The organism is Streptomyces sulfonofaciens (assembly GCF_014656295.1).
In the GTDB taxonomy this organism is placed as follows: domain Bacteria; phylum Actinomycetota; class Actinomycetes; order Streptomycetales; family Streptomycetaceae; genus Streptomyces; species Streptomyces sulfonofaciens.
Genome location: NZ_BNCD01000008.1, coordinates 227,448 through 243,785, shown reverse-complemented (window position 1 = coordinate 243,785; position 16,338 = coordinate 227,448). Strand labels below are relative to the sequence as shown.

The window sequence follows — 16,338 nt, the reverse complement described above, 5'->3', positions numbered from 1 at the left end:
CGGACCGCGTCCGGTGCCCGGGCGCCCGCCGTGCCGGGCCGCCGGGGCCCGGCACGGCTATGCGGCCGAAGGCGTCAGCCGGTCCGCGAGCCAGGTGGGTACGCCGCCCAGCAACCGGAAGAGCCGCGTCGCCTCGGCGCGCAGCCGGCCCGCCTCCGGATCCGCCTCCGCATCCGCGAGCGCGACCAGTGCCGGTGCCGTCCCGACGAGGTAGCCGAGCTCCTCACGGATCCGCAGCGACTCCGCGAAGCCGTGCCTGGCCTCGGTCAACTCGCCTTCGCGCAGGGCCAGTCCGGCCAGGTGGCGCCAGGTGTAGGAGAGCAGGAACTGGTCGTCGTGCGCCGTGGCGCCCGCGTGCGCCCTGCGGTAGGCGGCGCGCGCTGCCTGGGCGGAGCCGGCGAGGTTCTCCGCGATCAGCCCGCGTCTGAAGTCGAGCAGCGCGCGGCCGGGCGCGCCGGGTGCGATCAGGGCGGCGGCGCGACCCAGCGCAGCCCGCGCCTCGTCCGCGCGGTCGCGCACCCGCAACAGCGTGGCCGCGTACGCGAGGTGGCCGCGCTCGCAGGCGGCGGCGCCCCGCTCGCCGTCGTCCTGGGCGAGCGCCTCCGCCGTGCGCAGTGCGTCCTCGGCCTCGGCCCAGCCCTGCTCGGTGTACAGGCAGCGCTCGACGAGCAGCGTGACGCGCTGGAGCGCAGTCGCCGCGTCCGTCGCCGCGCGCTCTTCCAGGAGGGCGGCAGCGTCGGCCCAGCAGGCGCGCGAGCGCAGCCGCCATACCGCGGTCTGGAGTGGATCGTTTCCTGCGGTCGTTCCGGTACCAGACATGGCGGTACGCGCCACGTTCCCTCCCCTAGCACGCCATTGTGATGTTGAGTCGTGGCCGCATCTCAGCACGGAAGGGCGGGCCCGGCCAAGAGGGCGTGGGTGAATGATTTCACAAAGTCCGGACCGGGCGGGGCGGCGCGGCCGTGCGGCGGGTCAACCGCCACCGAGGCCGCCCGGGTGTCCGGTCAGCCCGTCCGCAGGGCGCCTCCGGCCCACCGGCGGGACGCACCCGGCCCACCCGCGGGACGGCCCCGGCTCACCCGCAGGGACGGACCCCGCCCGCAGGGACGGGCTCAGCTCATCCGCAGGGCCAGGAAGAAGTCCAGCTTGTCCTCCAGGCGTGCCAGGTCACGGCCCGTCAACTGCTCGATCCGGCCGATCCGGTAGCGCAGGGTGTTGACGTGCAGGTGCAGCCGGGCGGCGCACCGTGTCCAGGAGCCGTCGCTGGCGAGGAACGCCTCCAGGGTCGGGACGAGCTCGGCCCGGTGCCGCCGGTCGTACTCCCGCAGCGGGTCGAGCAACCGGGCGGTGAAGGCGTGCCGTACGTCGTCCGGCACGAACGGCAGGAGCAGCACGTGCGAGGCCAGCTCCTCGTGGCCGGCGGCGCAGACCCGGCCGGTGCGCGCGGCGGCCACCCGGCGGGCGTGCCGGGCCTCCTCCAGCGCGCCGCGCAGTCCCTCGGCGGACCGCACCGCGGCGCTGACGCCCAGGGTGAGCCGCCCCTCGCCGTCGAGCCCTGCGCAGAGCGGCTCGCGCACCGCGGAGAGCAGTGCTTCGGCGCGCAGTTCCGGGGCCTCGGCGCTCCGCGCGCCGCCCACCGAGGGCAGCGGCACCAGTGCCACCGCCTCGTCCCCCGTGTGGGCGACGGCGATCCGGTCGGAGGGCTCGGTACCGGTGGACCGCGGGTCGACGAGGACCTCCTCCAGCAGTGCCCGGGCGACCGCACCCGTCTCCGGATGGCCCGGTGCGCCGGATGCGTCGGGGGCCGGGCCGGCCGCGTCCCAGTCGACGCGGCCCACCACGAGCTGCCAGCGCGGCGCGGCGCCGAGCCCCGGCAGCAGCACCGGCGCGGCCACCCTCAGCCGTGCCGCCACCTCGGCCGAGGGCGCGCCGGTCCCGAGCAGTTCCACGATCTCCTGGGCGAGCCGGCGGCGCACCGTGCGGGCCGCGTCGCGCCGGTCGCGTTCGACCGCGATCAGCCGGGTGACGCCGTGCAGCAGGTCGAGCCGCTCCGCCGGCCAGTCCCCGGCGTCGGCCTCCACGGCGAGCAGCCAGTCCGACAGCACGGCACCGCGCGGGCCGTCGGTGCCCTGCGGGGCACCCGTGCCGGGCGGCTGCGCTGCCGAGCCGCGCACCCCGAACAGGGAGTAGGTGGTGGGGCCGAGCGCCACCCGGTACGGTCCCGGCCGCCCGGAGCGGGCCGCGCCCAGGTAGGCCGCGGCCAGCCGGCCCGCGGCCTGGGCCGGCAGCGCCGGGCCCGAGGGCCGTGGGCCCGCCACCGGCCGGCCGGTCGGGGAGAGCAGCCACGCCCGCAGGTCCAGGTCCGAGCCGAGCAGGTCGAGCACGGCGTCCGGGCCGCCGCCCACGGACCCGGGTGACATCAGCCGGCGGTGGCGGTCCACCACGGCGGCCAGGTCCCCGGCGCGTTCCGAGGAGACCTGGCGGACGATGTACTCGGTGATCGTGGCGAAGGCAACCGACTCGTGTACGGCGAAGAGCGGCAGACGGTTTCCGGCGCAGGCCCGCACCAGGTCCTCCGGGACGTCACCGAGCTCCGCCTCCCCGACCGCGAGGCCCGCCACACCGGCGGCCGCGAGCAGGGCGACGAAACGCTCCGAGTCGGCCGGTGCGCGCCGCCAGGCAAGCCCGGTGAGGACCAGCTCACCCCCGGACAGATAGCGGCTCGGGTCCCGCAGGTCGGTGGTCATCACGCCGTGCACCACGCGGTCCAGCTCATTGCCGCCGCCGAGCAGCCTGAGACCCAGCGCATCGGTGTCCAGCAGTGCGCGCAGCCGCATCTCCTCGCCCGCCGATCTCTCGTGAGGGAGGCCGGGCCGCCCTCACCCCGCCATTCATACGAATCTACAAGATGGGCTCTCTGGCCAGCCGACTCCTTCAGAGTTTCGGTGACTGACCTGACCGGTGGCGGTGCGGTGTACTGGCGGGGAGGCCCCGGAGGGCGACGCGGCGCCGGCCTCCCCCCAGCCGCCGCACCGGCAGGGCAGCAGCCACCGCCCTGCCGGAGCACCCCCCACGAGCAGCCGTCCGAGGGCGGGCAGCCCGACCGGACGAAGAGACGCCGACCAGACGTGGAAGAGAGCCGCACATGGACTTCCTCCGCCCCGCAAGCTGGGAGGACGCCCTCGCCGCCAAGGCGGAGCACCCGGCGGCCGTGCCGATCGCCGGCGGCACCGATGTGATGGTCGAGATCAACTTCGGCCACCGGCGCCCCGAACACCTGCTCGACCTCGGCCGCATCGAGGAACTCGCCACCTGGGAGACCGACCGGGACACCGTACGGCTCGGTGCCGGCGTGCCCTACACGAAGATCATGGAGAGCCTGCGGGCCGAGCTGCCCGGGCTCGCCCTCGCCTCGCACACCGTGGCCTCCCCGCAGATCCGCAACCGCGGCGGGGTCGGCGGGAACCTGGGAACGGCCTCGCCGGCCGGCGACGCCCACCCCGCGCTGCTCGCCGCGGGTGCCGAGGTCGAGGCGGAGTCGGTGCGCGGCTCCCGGCTGATCCCGATCGACGCCTTCTACACCGGCGTCAAGCGCAACGCCCTCGCCCCCGACGAGCTCATCAGGGCCGTGCGCATCAGGAAGGCCCGGGGACCCCAGCAGTTCTCCAAGGTGGGCACCCGCAACGCCATGGTGATCGCGGTGTGCGCCTTCGCCATCGCGCTGTACCCCGCCGAGCGCCGTGTCCGCACCGGTATCGGTTCCGCCGCGCCCACCCCCGTCCGTGCCGAGGAGGCCGAGGCGTTCCTGGCCGCGGCCCTGGACGAGGAGCGGCTGTGGGACAGCGGGGCCCGTATCGCGCCCTCGCTCGCGGAGAAGTTCGCCGGCCTGTGCGCCGCCGCCTGCGACCCCATCGACGACGTCCGCGGCACCGCGGACTACCGCAGGCACGCCGTGGGCGTCATGGCCCGCCGCACCCTGACCTGGACCTGGGAGGCATACCGTGCCGCCCCCGCCGCGGACCGCCGGGAAGGAGGAGCCGTCTGATGCGTGTGCACTTCACGGTCAACGGCCGACAGCACGAGGCCGACGACGTGTGGGAGGGCGAGAGCCTGCTGTACGTACTGCGCGAGCGCATGGGACTGCCGGGCTCCAAGAACGCCTGCGAGCAGGGCGAGTGCGGCTCGTGCACGGTGCGCCTGGACGGTGTGCCGGTCTGCGCCTGCCTGGTCGCCGCGGGACAGGCGGAGGGCCGCGAGGTCGTCACCGTCGAGGGCCTGGCCGCGCACGCCGGGCAGCGCGCCCAGCGCTCCGGCGGGGCCCCCGCTCGAAGCGAGGGGGGCCAGGCGGCGCTCGCGCCGATCCAGCAGGCGTTCATCGACGCGGGCGCCGTGCAGTGCGGCTTCTGCACCCCCGGCCTGCTGGTCGCCGCCGACGAACTGCTCGACCGGCAGCCCAACCCGTCGGACGCGGACATCCGCGAGGCCCTGTCGGGCAACCTGTGCCGCTGCACCGGCTACGAGAAGATCATGGACGCGGTCCGCCTCGCGGCCTCGCGCCAGGGGGAGGCGGCACGACGATGAGCACGCACGACCACACCCCGCCCGGCGCGGCCACCGGGCCCGCCGGTCCGCCGCCGCGGGCCCGGACCCGCAAGGCGACCGGCGCGCCCACCGGCCTCACCCAGGGCTCCCGGGCCAGGGGCGGCATCGGCGAGTCCACGCTCCGGCCGGACGGAACGCTCAAGGTGACCGGGGAGTTCGCGTACTCCTCCGACATGTGGCACGAGGACATGATCTGGGGCCACATCCTGCGCTCACCGGTCGCCCATGCCGAGATCGTGTCCATCGACGTCTCCGGGGCCCTCGCCCAGGCAGGTGTCCACGCGGTCATGACCTACGACGACCTGCCCACCGACGTGCGGTACTACGGCCTGGAGATCCAGGACACCCCGGTCCTCGCGCACGGGCGGGTCCGCCACCACGGCGAGCCGGTCGCGCTGGTGGCCGCCGACCACCCCGAGACCGCACGCCGTGCCGCGGACAGGATCAGGGTCGAGTACCGCGAGCTGCCCGTGGTCACGGACGAGGCCTCGGCGCTGGCGCCCGGCGCACCGGTCCTCCACCCGGACCGCGCTCCGCACGGCGCGCACCCGAACATCGTGCACCGCCAGCCGATCGTCCGCGGCGACGTCGGGGCGGCCGCCCGGCGCGCCGACGTGGTCGTCACCGGCGAGTACACCTTCGGCATGCAGGACCAGGCGTTCCTCGGCCCGGAGTCCGGGCTCGCGGTGCCCGGCGAGGACGGGGGCGTCGACCTGTTCGTCGCGACCCAGTGGCTCCACTCCGACCTGCGGCAGATCGCACCGGTGCTGGGCCTGCCCGCGCACAAGGTCCGCATGACGCTGGCCGGCGTCGGCGGTGCCTTCGGCGGCCGCGAGGACCTGTCGATGCAGATCCACGCCTGCCTGCTGGCGCTGCGCACCGGAAAACCCGTCAAGATCGTCTACAACCGCTTCGAGTCCTTCTTCGGCCATGTGCACCGCCATCCGGCGAAGCTCCGCTTCGAGCACGGTGCCACCAGGGACGGCAAGCTCACCCACATGAAGTGCCGGATCGTGCTGGACGGCGGTGCCTACGCCTCCGCCTCCCCGGCCGTCGTCGGCAACGCCTCCTCGCTCTCCGTGGGCCCCTACGTCGTCGACCACGTCGACATCGAGGCCCTCGCGCTCTACACCAACAACCCTCCGTGCGGGGCCATGCGCGGCTTCGGCGCCGTCCAGGCATGCTTCGGCTACGAGGCCCAGATGGACCGGCTCGCCGCGGAGCTGGGCATGGACCCGGTCGAGTTCCGGCAGCGCAACGCCATGGAACAGGGCTCTTTGATGCCCACGGGGCAGCGCGTCGACGCGCCCGCGCCGGTCGCCGAACTCCTGCGCCGCGTACAGGCGCGGCCCATGCCGCCCGAGCGGCAGTGGGAGACCACCGAGGGGGCGGACGTCCGCCAACTGCCCGGCGGACTGTCCAACACCACCCACGGCGAGGGCGTGGTCCGCGGTGTCGGCTACGCGGTCGGCATGAAGAACGTCGGATTCTCGGAGGGCTTCGACGACTACTCCACGGCCAGGGTGCGCATGGAGGTCAGCGGCGGTGAGCCGGTCGCGACCGTGCACACCGCGATGGCGGAGGTCGGCCAGGGCGGCGTCACCGTCCACGCCCAGATCGCCCGAACCGAGCTGGGCATCTCCCGGGTGACGATCCAGCCCGCCGACACCGGTGTCGGATCCGCCGGCTCCACCTCGGCCTCCCGCCAGACGTATGTCACGGGCGGCGCCGTACGCAACGCCTGCCGGGAGGTGCGCGAACAGGTGCTCCGGATGGGCCGCCGCAAGTTCGGCACGTACCACCGGGCGTGGGCCACCGCAAAGCTGCTGCTGGAGGGCGGCAAGGTCGTCACCGACGCCGGTGAGGCCCTGGCGGACCTGGCGGACGTGCTCGGTGACGAGGCCGTCGAGGCGGAACTGGAGTGGCGGCACCGCCCCACCCGGCCCTTCGACCCGCACACCGGGCAGGGCGACGGACACGTCCAGTACGCGTTCGCCGCGCACCGGGCCGTCGTCGAGGTGGACACCGAGCTCGGCCTGGTGAAGGTCGTCGAGCTGGCCTGCGCGCAGGACGTCGGCAAGGCGATGAACCCGCTCTCCGTGGTCGGCCAGATCCAGGGCGGCAGTGTGCAGGGGCTCGGCATGGCGGTGATGGAGGAGATCGTGGTCGATCCCGTGACGGCGCAGGTGCGCAACCCGTCCTTCACGGACTACCTGATCCCCACCATCCTCGACACCCCGCCCCTCCCCGTCGACGTGCTCGAACTCGCCGACCCGCACGCCCCGTACGGGCTGCGCGGGGCGGGGGAGGCGCCCACCCTCTCGTCGACCCCCGCGGTCCTCGCCGCCGTCCGCGATGCCACCGGCCTGGACCTCACGCACACTCCGGTCCGCCCCGAGCACCTGGTCGCCGCCGCGCTCGCCGCCGCACCGGGGCGGACCGCGCGCAACTGAGGGGCCGGTCTCGTACACCGGGGCAGAACGACCCCGACGGCCCTTGGACGAGCCGGCCAACCCGGAGCCCTGCCCGTCCCGCTCCTCCTCCTCGCCCGCACGCTCCTGCTGTGCTTCGCGCTTCGCGTTACGGGCCCGCGCCGTCCCCTCCGGCATCGGCGCCGGGGAGGCGGGCCGGCACCGAGGGCGGCCGGGGGCGGACGGGCGGGACCGCCCAAGGCGTTCCTCGCCGACGGCACCGGCGACTGCCGTGGGCCCATACTCGAAACCCGAACCCGGCCGCGTGCCCGTCCACCCGGGACCGCCCCACCGGAGCCCCGGTAGCCGCGGCCGTCGTCCGCGCACGGGAGGCCGAGATGCTGGACATCGCCGAGGAACTGCACCGGTGGGTCGAGCAGCAGCGCGAGTTCGCCGTGGCCACGGTGGTCGCCGTCGGCGGCAGCGCACCGCGGCAGCCGGGCGCCGCGCTCGCCGTCGACACCGAGGGCACCGCCGTCGGCTCGGTCTCGGGCGGCTGCGTGGAGGGCGCCGTCTACGAGCTGTGCCGGCAGGCGCTCGACGACGGTGCTTCCGTGGTGGAACGCTTCGGGTACAGCGACGAGGACGCCTACGCGGTCGGACTGACCTGCGGTGGAGTGATCGACGTCCTCGTCACCCCGGTACGCGCGGCATCGCCCGGGCGCGATGCCGTCGCCGCCGCCCTGGCCACCGCGGCGGGAGGAAAGGCCCTGGCCGTCGCACGGATCGTGTCGGGCCCCTCCGACCTGGTCGGCCGCACCTTGTGCGTACGCCCCGGCGGTCACCGCACGGGCGGGCTCGGCGCCGGCGAGGGACTCGACCGCGCGGCCACCGCGGAGGCGCGGGCCCTGCTCGACGCGGGACGCACCGGCACCGTGGAGCTGCGGTACGCGGACGAGGACGCGGACGCGGTCGGCGAGCCGGGCGCGGACGCGGTCTGCGGCGCCCCGCTCACCCTCTTCGTGGAGTCCTCCGCGCCACCGCCCCGCATGATCGTGTTCGGCGCGATCGACTTCGCGGCGGCGCTGGTACGGGTCGGCGCCTTCCTCGGCTACCGGGTGACGGTCTGCGACGCACGGCCCGTCTTCGCGACCCGGGCCCGGTTCCCGGACGCCGACGAGGTCGTCGTCGAGTGGCCGCACCGGTACCTGGAGCGCACCGACGTCGACGGGCGCACGGTGCTGTGCGTGCTGACGCACGACGCCAGGTTCGACATCCCGCTGCTGCGGCTCGCGCTGCGGCTGCCGGTCGCCTACGTCGGCGCGATGGGTTCCCGCCGTACCCACGAGGACCGCGCCCGGCGGCTGCGCGAGGTCGGCGTCGACGCACCCGAACTGGCCCGGCTGCGCTCGCCGATCGGCCTCGACCTCGGTGCCCGTACGCCTGAGGAGACGGCCCTGTCCATCGCCTCGGAGATCGTCGCCCACCGCCGCGGCGGCACCGGTACCCCGCTGACGGACGCCCGTTCACCCATCCACCGCGCCCCGCCGCCCACCGCCGCGCCTCCGAACAGGGCCGACCCGATCGCGTAGGCCGCCGCCGCGGGCCCCTCGCCCGTGTCGGGCGTGCCCGTCCCGGCCGCGCCCGCACCGGCGGCGGGGCAGTGGTGACCGCCGCTCGGACGCGCCGTCCCCCTTCCGTGCACCCCCTGGGAACGTTCCCGTACGATCCACGCGAATCCGGCGGATGCGTGTCCGGGAACGCTCCCGGATGCTGGACTCCGTGGCCCTTCTCGACGCGGGAGCACCTGTATGGGACGCATGCCGGGCTGGCCGGCGGTACTGACCGCCGGGGTGTCGGCCGTGGTGGCCGGAGCCGTGCTCGCGGCGGGCGCCGGCGCGGCCGCGCGGCCCGCTCCGCCCGCACCGAACGCGCGGTCCGCCGCGCCGGCGAACGGCCGGACCTGGGCCGGACCCGGCAGCCGACCGGGTGCCGCCGACCGGGTGGGTTCCGCGGTTTGGGCCGCCGACCGGGCCGCCGCCGTCCCCCCTGCCGAACGGCTCTACGCGCCCGGGGCCCCGCCGGGCGCGGTGCGGCAGGCCGCGGAGCTCGGGCGGGCGGGGCGGCGGGCCGAGGCGGCGGGTGTGCTGGCCATGGCGCGGACGCCGCGTGCGGTGTGGTTCGGCGGACGCGGCCCGGACGGGACCGAGCGCGGCGTCCGGACTTTGGTGCGGGAAGCGGCCCGCGCCGGGAGCGTGCCCGTCCTCGTCCTCTACGACGTGCCGGGCCGCGACTGCGCGCAGTACTCGTCGGGCGGCGCCACGGGATCGGCCGCGTACCGGGCCTGGCTCGACGCGGTGGCGCGGGGCCTCGGCGGCGGCCGTGCGCTGGTGGTGCTGGAGCCGGACTCGCTGGCGCTGCTGCCCGCCGACTGCGGCAGGGACGACCGCCGCGGCACCCGTACCGCCGCGCGCTACACGGACCTCCGGTACGCCGTCGCGGCGCTCGCTCCGCTCGCCGGGGTCCGGCTCTACCTCGACGGCGGCAACCCCTCCTGGCGCGGCGTCAGGACCACCGCCGCCCGGCTCGTCCGTGCCGGTGTCACGCGTACCGCGGGGTTCTTCGTCAACGTCGCGAACTACCAGACGGACGCGGCGAACGCCTGGTACGGGAAGCTGGTCGCCGCGTGCGTCGACCACACCGCGCACGGCGGTGCCGTGGCCGACTGCCCCGACCTGGGCACCCCGCACGCGCGGGCACGGGCCTGGCTCGCCGCCCGGGTGCACACCCCGCCGTCCGCCCTGCCGCACTTCGTCACCGACACCGGCCGCAACGGCCGCGGGCCGTGGACCGCGCCCCGCGGCAGGTTCCGGTCCGCCGAGGTCTGGTGCAATCCGCCCGACCGCGGCCTCGGCGCCCGGCCGACCCGGCGCACCGGCGACCCGTTGCAGGACGCCCGGCTCTGGATCAAGATCCCGGGCGAGTCGGACGGTGCCTGCCTGCGCGGGACGAGGGGGCCCGACGACCCCGGGCGCGGGCGCCCCGACCCGGCGGCGGGCGCCTGGTTCCCCGACATGGCCCTGGAACTGGTCCGGGGGGCCCGCCCACCGGTGCTTCCCGGCAGCCGGGACCCGTCCGCGGGCGGGACGGCCGACGCCGGCCGCGGGCCGCGGCGGTGACGTTCGCCGGCGGCGCCCACCCCGCGGACACCGCCGCGCGTCCGTCGCGGCGCGCCGCGAGCGGCCCGCCGAAGGCGCCCGCGCACCTCGCCCACGAGCGCCCGCCGCCCATCCCTCCGCCGCACTCCGGCGCGCCCGCCGCCGGGCCCGCGGCGGCCGTCCCGCCGCGCCGCCGTCAGTCCCGCAGCAGCCGTCCCGCCGCACGTCCGAAGACGAGCCGGGCCGCAGCCCCCAGCAGCGGATCCAGGAACCGGGGCAGTCCGCGCACCCGCAGCTCCTCGCGCCAGAGGACCCTGGCCCCGGTGGCGCGGGGCCGGACCTCGATCTCTGCCCAGCCGGTGACGAGGCCGCCGCGCTTGTCGAGTCGGCACAGGCCCGCCGCGCCGTCCGACGGCGGCTGCCACCTCGTGACCTCCATCGGGTCGTCGAACCCGAGCCGCCGGGCCCCCGTCCACCGGAGCACCGCGGCACCCGCGCGGGTGCGCCCCCACCGGGAGTGGGCGGGGCCCGAACGCGCCACGAAGGTGGTGCCGACCCGGTTCGGAGCCGGTGTCAGAACGGTGATCCGGGTCAACGGCACGCTGTCGGCGTGCCGTTCCCACGAGGTGAGGCGCCGCCAGGTCTCGCCGAGGTCGTACGGGGAGTCGCGGACCACGTGGAAGAGGGCCATCCGCCGATGGTAGGCACGTCGGACGGCACTGTCCGGTGGTTGGCGGGGCGACCCGCCGGTGGGGCCCGGCACGTGCCGGAGCCCTTCCTTGCCGCTGTCGCCGCTGTCGCCGCTGTCGCTCACGGCGCTCACGGCGCCGCGCGGGGGCAGTGGCCCGGCCGTGCCGTGGGTGAGTCCCCGTCAGGGCTTGTAGACCGTTCCCGGCTTCGCGGTGCCGGGAGCCAGTAGCTGCGGCACCGTGACGAACACGTAGCCGCGTGCCTTGAGGGCGTCGATGATGCCGGGCACGGCGGGCACCGTGCCCTTGTAGATGTCGTGCAGCAGGATGATGCCGTCCCGGCCCGCCTGGTCCAGGACGCGCTTGCGTATCAGGTCGGAGTCGGTGGTCAGGTAGTCCTTCGCCGTGACGCTCCACAGCACCTCGGCGAGGCCCAGCTCGCGGCAGATGTCGTTGACCTCCTCGTTGGTGCGGCCCTGGGGCGGGCGCATCAACGTGGGCCTGCGGCCGATGAGCTTCTCTATCGCCGCGTCGGGGCGGTTCAGCTCGGCCCGGACCTCGTCGGGCTCGATCTCGGTGAGGATCCGGTGGTCCCAGGTGTGGCTGGCCACTTCGTGGCCCTCGGCCGCCATCCGCTTCACCAACTGCGGGTAGCGCTCGATGTGCTTCTTGCCGAGCAGGAAGAACGTCGCGTGGACGTGCTTCTCCTTGAGGATGTCCAGCAGTCGCGGGCTGTTCCCGCTGGGGCCGGCGTCGAAGGTGAGCGCTATGCACTTGACCTTGCGGCAGTCGACGGCGCCGAGCGGGGCCGGGTGGTCGGCGCCGGCCTGCGCGCGGGCGTCACTGGGCGCGGTGGTGTCGTACCGGGTGCAGCCGCCGACGGCCAGGGCGAGGGACACGGCCGTGGCGAGCGCCGGCCCCGCACGTCGCACCAGGAGCCGCCCGCGGGCCGGGCGCGTCGCGCCCCCCGCAGGCATGTCGCCGTTCTTCCGCCGGGTCTCGGCCCCGAGGGCTTTCTTGATCGAAACGAGCATGCGGACGACTATACACTCGCTGTATACGTCGAGTGTATAGCGAGGGGTGCGGGCGCGGGGGAAGTCGTCATCACATGGAATGTGTGAAGTCCGGACGGCCGCGTCCGCCTCCGCTGTAACAGCAGATCAGCGGGGAAGCGGCCGACGGCGTGCGGGACGTTGGGGCCGGATCGGCTGCCAAGTCGTAACACGACACGGTGTTCTCTTCTCGTTCACCTTGTTGGTATTCCTAGGGGCGGGACTGCGCCCAGTCCGGGGCGCCGTACGGTTCACCGGAAGGACACCGCTGCCTTGACCACCGACGTGCAGCAGGACGGCACCGCCGCCGCCCCGCCGGGCCGCGCAGCCCCCGGTGAGGCCGGCCGCCGGCTCCGCGCCCGGCGGCGGCGCGACTACCTGCTCTTCGCCGCCTTCGCCGCGCCGAACTTCTTCTTCCTTTTGGTCTTCGCCTACTGGCCGGTCGTCTACAACGCCTATCTGAGCCTGACCGACTGGGACATGGTCTCCTCGTCCTGGCACATGATCGGCCTGGACAACTACGCGTCCCTGTTCGACGACCCGGACTTCCGCGGCAGTCTGTGGACGACGGTGCTGTTCGTGGTCGGCGTCGTCGCGGGCGGCCTGGTGCTCGGCCTCGCCACCGCGCTGCTGCTCAACCAGCGGCTGCGCGGCCGCGATGTCGTCCGGACCCTGACCTTCGCCCCCTACGTGCTCTCCGGGGCCGCCGTCGGCACCCTGTGGCTGTTCCTCTTCGACCCCAACTACGGCCTGGTCCGCCCACTGCTCGCCCCCCTCGGCATGGCCGCGCCGGCGATGATGACCGACTCCAAGTGGGCGCTGTTCGGCCTGGTACTGGTCTACCTCTGGAAGAACACCGGTTTCGTCGCCGTCGTCTACCTCGCCGGTCTCCAGGGCCTGCCCAGGGACGTCTTCGAGGCCGCGGCCCTGGACGGCGCCGGTGCCTGGACACGGTTGCGCAGGATCATCCTGCCGCTGCTCTCACCGGTCACCTTCTTCCTCCTGGTGACCTGCACCATCAGCACCTTCCAGGCCTTCGACGTGATCGCCATGATGACCCAGGGCGGGCCCGGCACCTCCACCTCGATCCTCAGTTGGTTCATCTACGACCAGGGCTTCCGCACCTTCGACGCGGGCCGGGCCTCCGCCGCCGCCATGATCATGTTCGTGGTCCTGCTGCTGATCACCGGTTTCCAGGCGCGCTTCCTCGAGCGAAAGGTGCACTACCAGTGACCGCCCTCGAGTCCCCGCCGGACCTCCGCCCGGCCGACGCGGGCAGCCGCACCGGTGTCCGACGCGCCCGGCGCTTCGGCCTCCACGCCCTGCTCGTCCTGGTCGCCCTGATCGCCGGCGGCCCGCTGTACTGGCTGATCTCCTCGGCGCTCAAGACCAATCCGCAGATCTACAGCTACCCGCCGCACTGGATACCCACCGACCTGCGCTGGTCCAACTTCTCGGACGCCTGGCACGCCGCGGCCTTCGGCCGCTACTTCCTCAACTCCCTGGTGGTCTCGGCGGTCGGCACCGCGATCGAGCTGGTGGCCGCGCTGCTGTGCGCGTACGCCTTCGTCTTCCTGCCGTTCCCCGGCAAGAAGGTGCTCTTCCTCTTCCTGCTCGGCGCGATGATGGTGCCGGGCCACGTCACCCTGCTGCCGAACTTCCTGACCGTCGCACAGCTCGGCTGGGTCAACTCCTACGCGGGCCTGATCGCACCGGGCCTCGGCTCGGTCTTCGGCACCTTCCTGCTGCGCCAGCACATGCTGACGCTGCCGAAGGAGATCACCGACGCGGCCAGGATCGACGGCGCGGGCCATCTGCGCACCCTGTTCCGGGTGGTGCTGCCGATGTCGCGCCCGATGGTGATCACCGTCGCCCTGGTCGTCATGGTCGGCAAGTGGAACGACTTCATCTGGCCGCTGATCATCACCAGCAGCGACGACATGCGCACCCTCCCCATCGGGCTGCTCTTCCTCAAGAACACGGAGACCTTCGCCAACTGGGGAGCGATCCTGGCCGGAGCCGTGATGGTGATCGTGCCGGTTCTTGTCGTGTTCTTCTTCGCCCAGCGCTACATCATCGCCGGGCTGACCCAGGGAGCCGGAAAATGACGCGTCCTTCGCCGGGGCACCGCACGGGCCCCGCGCTCGGCAGGCGCCGGCTGCTCGGCGCGGGGGCCGGGCTCGGGCTCGGCGCGGCGCTGAGCGCCTGCGGCCAGACCACCGGAGCGGTCTCCCAGCCGGGCGGGGCGGTCCCGGACGCCTACCGCGGGCGCACCAAGGTCGTGCTCTGGTCGACCTTCGCCGACCCCGTCGGCCCCGCCCTGCAAAAGCTCGTCGACGCCTTCAACCGGGAGCAGCGCGACGTCTACGTGGAGGTGCAGTTCCAGGGCACCTACGACGAGTGCGCCCAGAAGGCCGTCATCAGCCTGCTCGGCGCCCAGGCCCCGGACCTGTGCGTGCTGTCCGACGTGAAGTGGTACAAGTTCTACTTCGGTGACGCCCTGGAGCCCTGGGACTCCTACTTCGACCCCGGCGAGCTGGCGGCCACCTACAACCCGAGACTGCTCAGCGAGGGCCAGGCCAGGGGCCGCACCTGGTGGCTGCCGCTGGCCCGCTCCACACCGCTCTTCTACTACAACAAGACGCTCTTCAGGAAGGCCGGCGTCCCCGTCCGCGCCCCGGAGAGCTACGAGGAGCTCTACGACTGGTCGCACCGCATCACCAAGCAGACCACGGGCGGCAAGAGGGTGGCCCTGGAGGCGTACCAGAAGGTCGACGGCGACTGGCAGTTCCAGTGCAGTGCATGGCAGTGGGGCGGGGCCTACTCAAGGGGCCTGGACGTCACCATCGACGAGGGCGGTGCCGTCGAGGCGGGCGAGTGGCAACGCAAACTGATCTTCAAGGACCGGATCGCCTACATGGCGACCGAGCCGACGGCCGACATCGGCAACCAGCTCATCGCCACGCTCGTCACCTCCACGGGCGGCCTGAAGAAGATCAACGAGATGGCGGCGGCGAACGGCTGGGAGCTGGGCACGGGCTTCCTGCCCCGGCAGAAGAAGTTCGCCGTCAACACGGGCGGCGGCGGCCTCGGCATGTTCAAACGCGTGCCGAGGGAACGCAAGGAGGCGGCGGCCGAGTTCGTGCGCTTCCTCGCCCGGCCGGAGAACGCGGCCCAGTGGACCGTCGAGACCGGCTACCTGCCCGTCGTGCCCGCCGCCGTGGAACAGGCCCCGCTCGTCAGGCTGATGCGGGACGACCCGAACTTCACCACCGCCGTCAAGCAGCTCGAACGCACCCGCAAGGGCGATCAGGTGCGGATGATGATCCCGAACGCAAATGTGCGTATCTATATCGCCCTGCAACGCATATGGTCGGGAAACACCCCCGCACAACAGGCCTTCTCCGAGGTCGCCGACCAGTTGCGCAAGGGGGTCGACCGCTACGGCACCATGATCGAGGAGCATCTGTGAACCACCCCGTGACGCGTCCCCTGGTGTACGCGCACCGCGGAGCCAGGGCCGAGGAGCCGGAGAACACGCTGCGTTCCTACCGGCGGGCCCTGGCCCTCGGTGCCGACGGCATCGAACTCGACGTACGCGTCAGCGCCGACGGCCACCTCGTGGTGATCCATGACAAGAACGTCGACCGCACGACCGACGGCAGCGGCCCGATCGCCGAGCTGACGCTCGCGGAGATCAAGGAGCTGGACGCCGGCCAGGGGGAGCGGATCCCGACCTTCGACGAGGCCATGGAGGTCTGCGGCGACCTCGTACAGGTCGAGATCAAGGCGCTGGAGGCGGTCCAGGCGCTCGCCGAGCGCGAGCGGCGCACCCCGCTGCCCGGGCAGGTGGTGCTGACCTCCTTCAGCAGGACCGCGGTGGAGGAGGCCGCCCGGCTGCTGCCGCACGTCCCGCGCGGTCTGATCAGCCACCACCCGGGCGCCGAGATGCTCCAGTCGGCGCTGGACCTCAAGGCCACCTGGGTGTGCCCGGAACTGAAGCCCGAACTCACCCGCGAGCTGGTGGACCGCTGCCACGCGGCGGGCGTCCAGGTCGACGCGTGGCCCGCCGCGGACCGCGGCAACACCCGGCTCTTCGCTGACATCGGGGCGGACGCGGTCACCACGGACCACCCCGGGCGGATCGCGGAGTGGCTGACGGAGGGCGACACCGGGCGGTGAGCCGGCTCTGGCCGCCGTACGGGGGTGGCCGGACCGCACGGGGCCGTATCCGATCGGGTGCGGCCCCGTGCGGCGCTGTGCGGCGGCGGCGCGGCGCGCGGCCGGTCGCAGGCGCCGTCACGCGCCCGGCAGCGGCAGGCGGGCCGCCCCGGCGGGCGCGCCCCCGTCGACCGTGCGCGGCCCGCCCCCGTCCGCGTGCGGCCCGGCCCTCAGGGCGCACAGCTCGCCGACCTCGCCCGCGCAG

13 protein-coding genes are annotated in these 16,338 nt (G+C 74.1%); 9 read left to right on the top strand and 4 right to left on the bottom strand.

Going from position 1 to position 16,338, the window contains the following annotated elements:
* Window positions 1–57: 57 nt before the first annotated feature.
* Both IE313_RS15830 and IE313_RS15825 read right to left on the bottom strand, forming a co-directional pair.
* Window positions 58–834 carry a hypothetical protein gene (locus tag IE313_RS15830; RefSeq protein WP_189932529.1) on the bottom strand — a complete coding sequence of 259 codons (777 nt, stop codon included), beginning with the start codon at window positions 832–834 and terminating at the stop codon, window positions 58–60.
* Between the two features lie 278 nt (window positions 835–1,112).
* Window positions 1,113–2,837, bottom strand: a complete 1,725-nt coding sequence (locus tag IE313_RS15825; protein ID WP_189932527.1) for a helix-turn-helix domain-containing protein — start codon at window positions 2,835–2,837, stop codon at window positions 1,113–1,115.
* 308 nt (window positions 2,838–3,145) lie between these two features.
* Here IE313_RS15825 and IE313_RS15820 point away from each other — a divergent pair, with 308 nt between their 5' ends.
* From IE313_RS15820 to IE313_RS15800, 5 genes are all read left to right on the top strand, one after another.
* The gene (locus IE313_RS15820) at window positions 3,146–4,045 is read left to right on the top strand and encodes an FAD binding domain-containing protein (protein ID WP_189932525.1); all 900 of its coding nucleotides are present in this window, start codon (window positions 3,146–3,148) and stop codon (window positions 4,043–4,045) included.
* A complete protein-coding gene (locus IE313_RS15815) occupies window positions 4,045–4,581 on the top strand; it encodes a (2Fe-2S)-binding protein (protein ID WP_189932523.1) in 537 nt (178 codons plus the stop codon). The genes IE313_RS15820 and IE313_RS15815 overlap by 1 nt, the downstream gene beginning before the upstream one ends.
* Window positions 4,578–7,055 carry a xanthine dehydrogenase subunit D gene (gene pucD, locus IE313_RS15810; RefSeq protein ID WP_189932521.1) on the top strand — a complete coding sequence of 826 codons (2,478 nt, stop codon included), beginning with the start codon at window positions 4,578–4,580 and terminating at the stop codon, window positions 7,053–7,055. Before IE313_RS15815 ends, pucD begins: the two co-directional genes overlap by 4 nt.
* A 356-nt stretch (window positions 7,056–7,411) precedes the next feature.
* Complete coding sequence (locus IE313_RS15805) at window positions 7,412–8,605, top strand: XdhC family protein (protein WP_189932519.1); 1,194 nt, start codon at window positions 7,412–7,414, stop codon at window positions 8,603–8,605.
* Between the two features lie 219 nt (window positions 8,606–8,824).
* Entirely contained in the window at window positions 8,825–10,192 is a 1,368-nt protein-coding gene (locus IE313_RS15800; protein ID WP_229924672.1) for a glycoside hydrolase family 6 protein, read from the top strand.
* Between the two features lie 175 nt (window positions 10,193–10,367).
* Here the strand turns inward: IE313_RS15800 and IE313_RS15795 are convergent, their stop codons facing one another.
* Both IE313_RS15795 and IE313_RS15790 read right to left on the bottom strand, forming a co-directional pair.
* The gene (locus IE313_RS15795; RefSeq protein WP_189932517.1) at window positions 10,368–10,862 is read right to left on the bottom strand and encodes an SRPBCC family protein; all 495 of its coding nucleotides are present in this window, start codon (window positions 10,860–10,862) and stop codon (window positions 10,368–10,370) included.
* A 180-nt stretch (window positions 10,863–11,042) separates the two neighbouring features.
* The gene (locus IE313_RS15790; protein ID WP_189932699.1) at window positions 11,043–11,837 is read right to left on the bottom strand and encodes a polysaccharide deacetylase family protein; all 795 of its coding nucleotides are present in this window, start codon (window positions 11,835–11,837) and stop codon (window positions 11,043–11,045) included.
* A 348-nt stretch (window positions 11,838–12,185) separates the two neighbouring features.
* On the opposite strand from IE313_RS15790, the gene IE313_RS15785 reads away from it, so the two are divergent.
* From IE313_RS15785 to IE313_RS15770, 4 genes are read left to right on the top strand one after another with little or no spacing between them, the layout of a single operon-like run.
* Complete coding sequence (locus IE313_RS15785; RefSeq protein WP_229924671.1) at window positions 12,186–13,145, top strand: carbohydrate ABC transporter permease; 960 nt, start codon at window positions 12,186–12,188, stop codon at window positions 13,143–13,145.
* Window positions 13,142–14,020: a carbohydrate ABC transporter permease gene (locus tag IE313_RS15780; RefSeq protein WP_189932515.1), complete on the top strand. Its 879-nt coding sequence runs from the start codon at window positions 13,142–13,144 to the stop codon at window positions 14,018–14,020. Before IE313_RS15785 ends, IE313_RS15780 begins: the two co-directional genes overlap by 4 nt.
* The gene (locus IE313_RS15775) at window positions 14,017–15,384 is read left to right on the top strand and encodes an ABC transporter substrate-binding protein (RefSeq protein ID WP_189932512.1); all 1,368 of its coding nucleotides are present in this window, start codon (window positions 14,017–14,019) and stop codon (window positions 15,382–15,384) included. The genes IE313_RS15780 and IE313_RS15775 overlap by 4 nt, the downstream gene beginning before the upstream one ends.
* The gene (locus tag IE313_RS15770; protein ID WP_189932510.1) at window positions 15,381–16,094 is read left to right on the top strand and encodes a glycerophosphodiester phosphodiesterase; all 714 of its coding nucleotides are present in this window, start codon (window positions 15,381–15,383) and stop codon (window positions 16,092–16,094) included. The genes IE313_RS15775 and IE313_RS15770 overlap by 4 nt, the downstream gene beginning before the upstream one ends.
* Window positions 16,095–16,338 lie beyond the last annotated feature (244 nt).

What these genes read in the sequence shown, in the direction of transcription:
- IE313_RS15825 (WP_189932527.1), bottom strand. Translation starts at nt 2,837, where the DNA reads ATGCGGCTGCGCGCACTGCTGGACACCGATGCGCTGGGTCTCAGGCTG.
- pucD (WP_189932521.1), top strand. Translation starts at nt 4,578, where the DNA reads ATGAGCACGCACGACCACACCCCGCCCGGCGCGGCCACCGGGCCCGCC.
- IE313_RS15820 (WP_189932525.1), top strand. Translation starts at nt 3,146, where the DNA reads ATGGACTTCCTCCGCCCCGCAAGCTGGGAGGACGCCCTCGCCGCCAAG.
- IE313_RS15790 (WP_189932699.1), bottom strand. Translation starts at nt 11,837, where the DNA reads ATGCCTGCGGGGGGCGCGACGCGCCCGGCCCGCGGGCGGCTCCTGGTG.
- IE313_RS15805 (WP_189932519.1), top strand. Translation starts at nt 7,412, where the DNA reads ATGCTGGACATCGCCGAGGAACTGCACCGGTGGGTCGAGCAGCAGCGC.
- IE313_RS15775 (WP_189932512.1), top strand. Translation starts at nt 14,017, where the DNA reads ATGACGCGTCCTTCGCCGGGGCACCGCACGGGCCCCGCGCTCGGCAGG.
- IE313_RS15800 (WP_229924672.1), top strand. Translation starts at nt 8,825, where the DNA reads ATGGGACGCATGCCGGGCTGGCCGGCGGTACTGACCGCCGGGGTGTCG.
- IE313_RS15795 (WP_189932517.1), bottom strand. Translation starts at nt 10,862, where the DNA reads ATGGCCCTCTTCCACGTGGTCCGCGACTCCCCGTACGACCTCGGCGAG.
- IE313_RS15815 (WP_189932523.1), top strand. Translation starts at nt 4,045, where the DNA reads ATGCGTGTGCACTTCACGGTCAACGGCCGACAGCACGAGGCCGACGAC.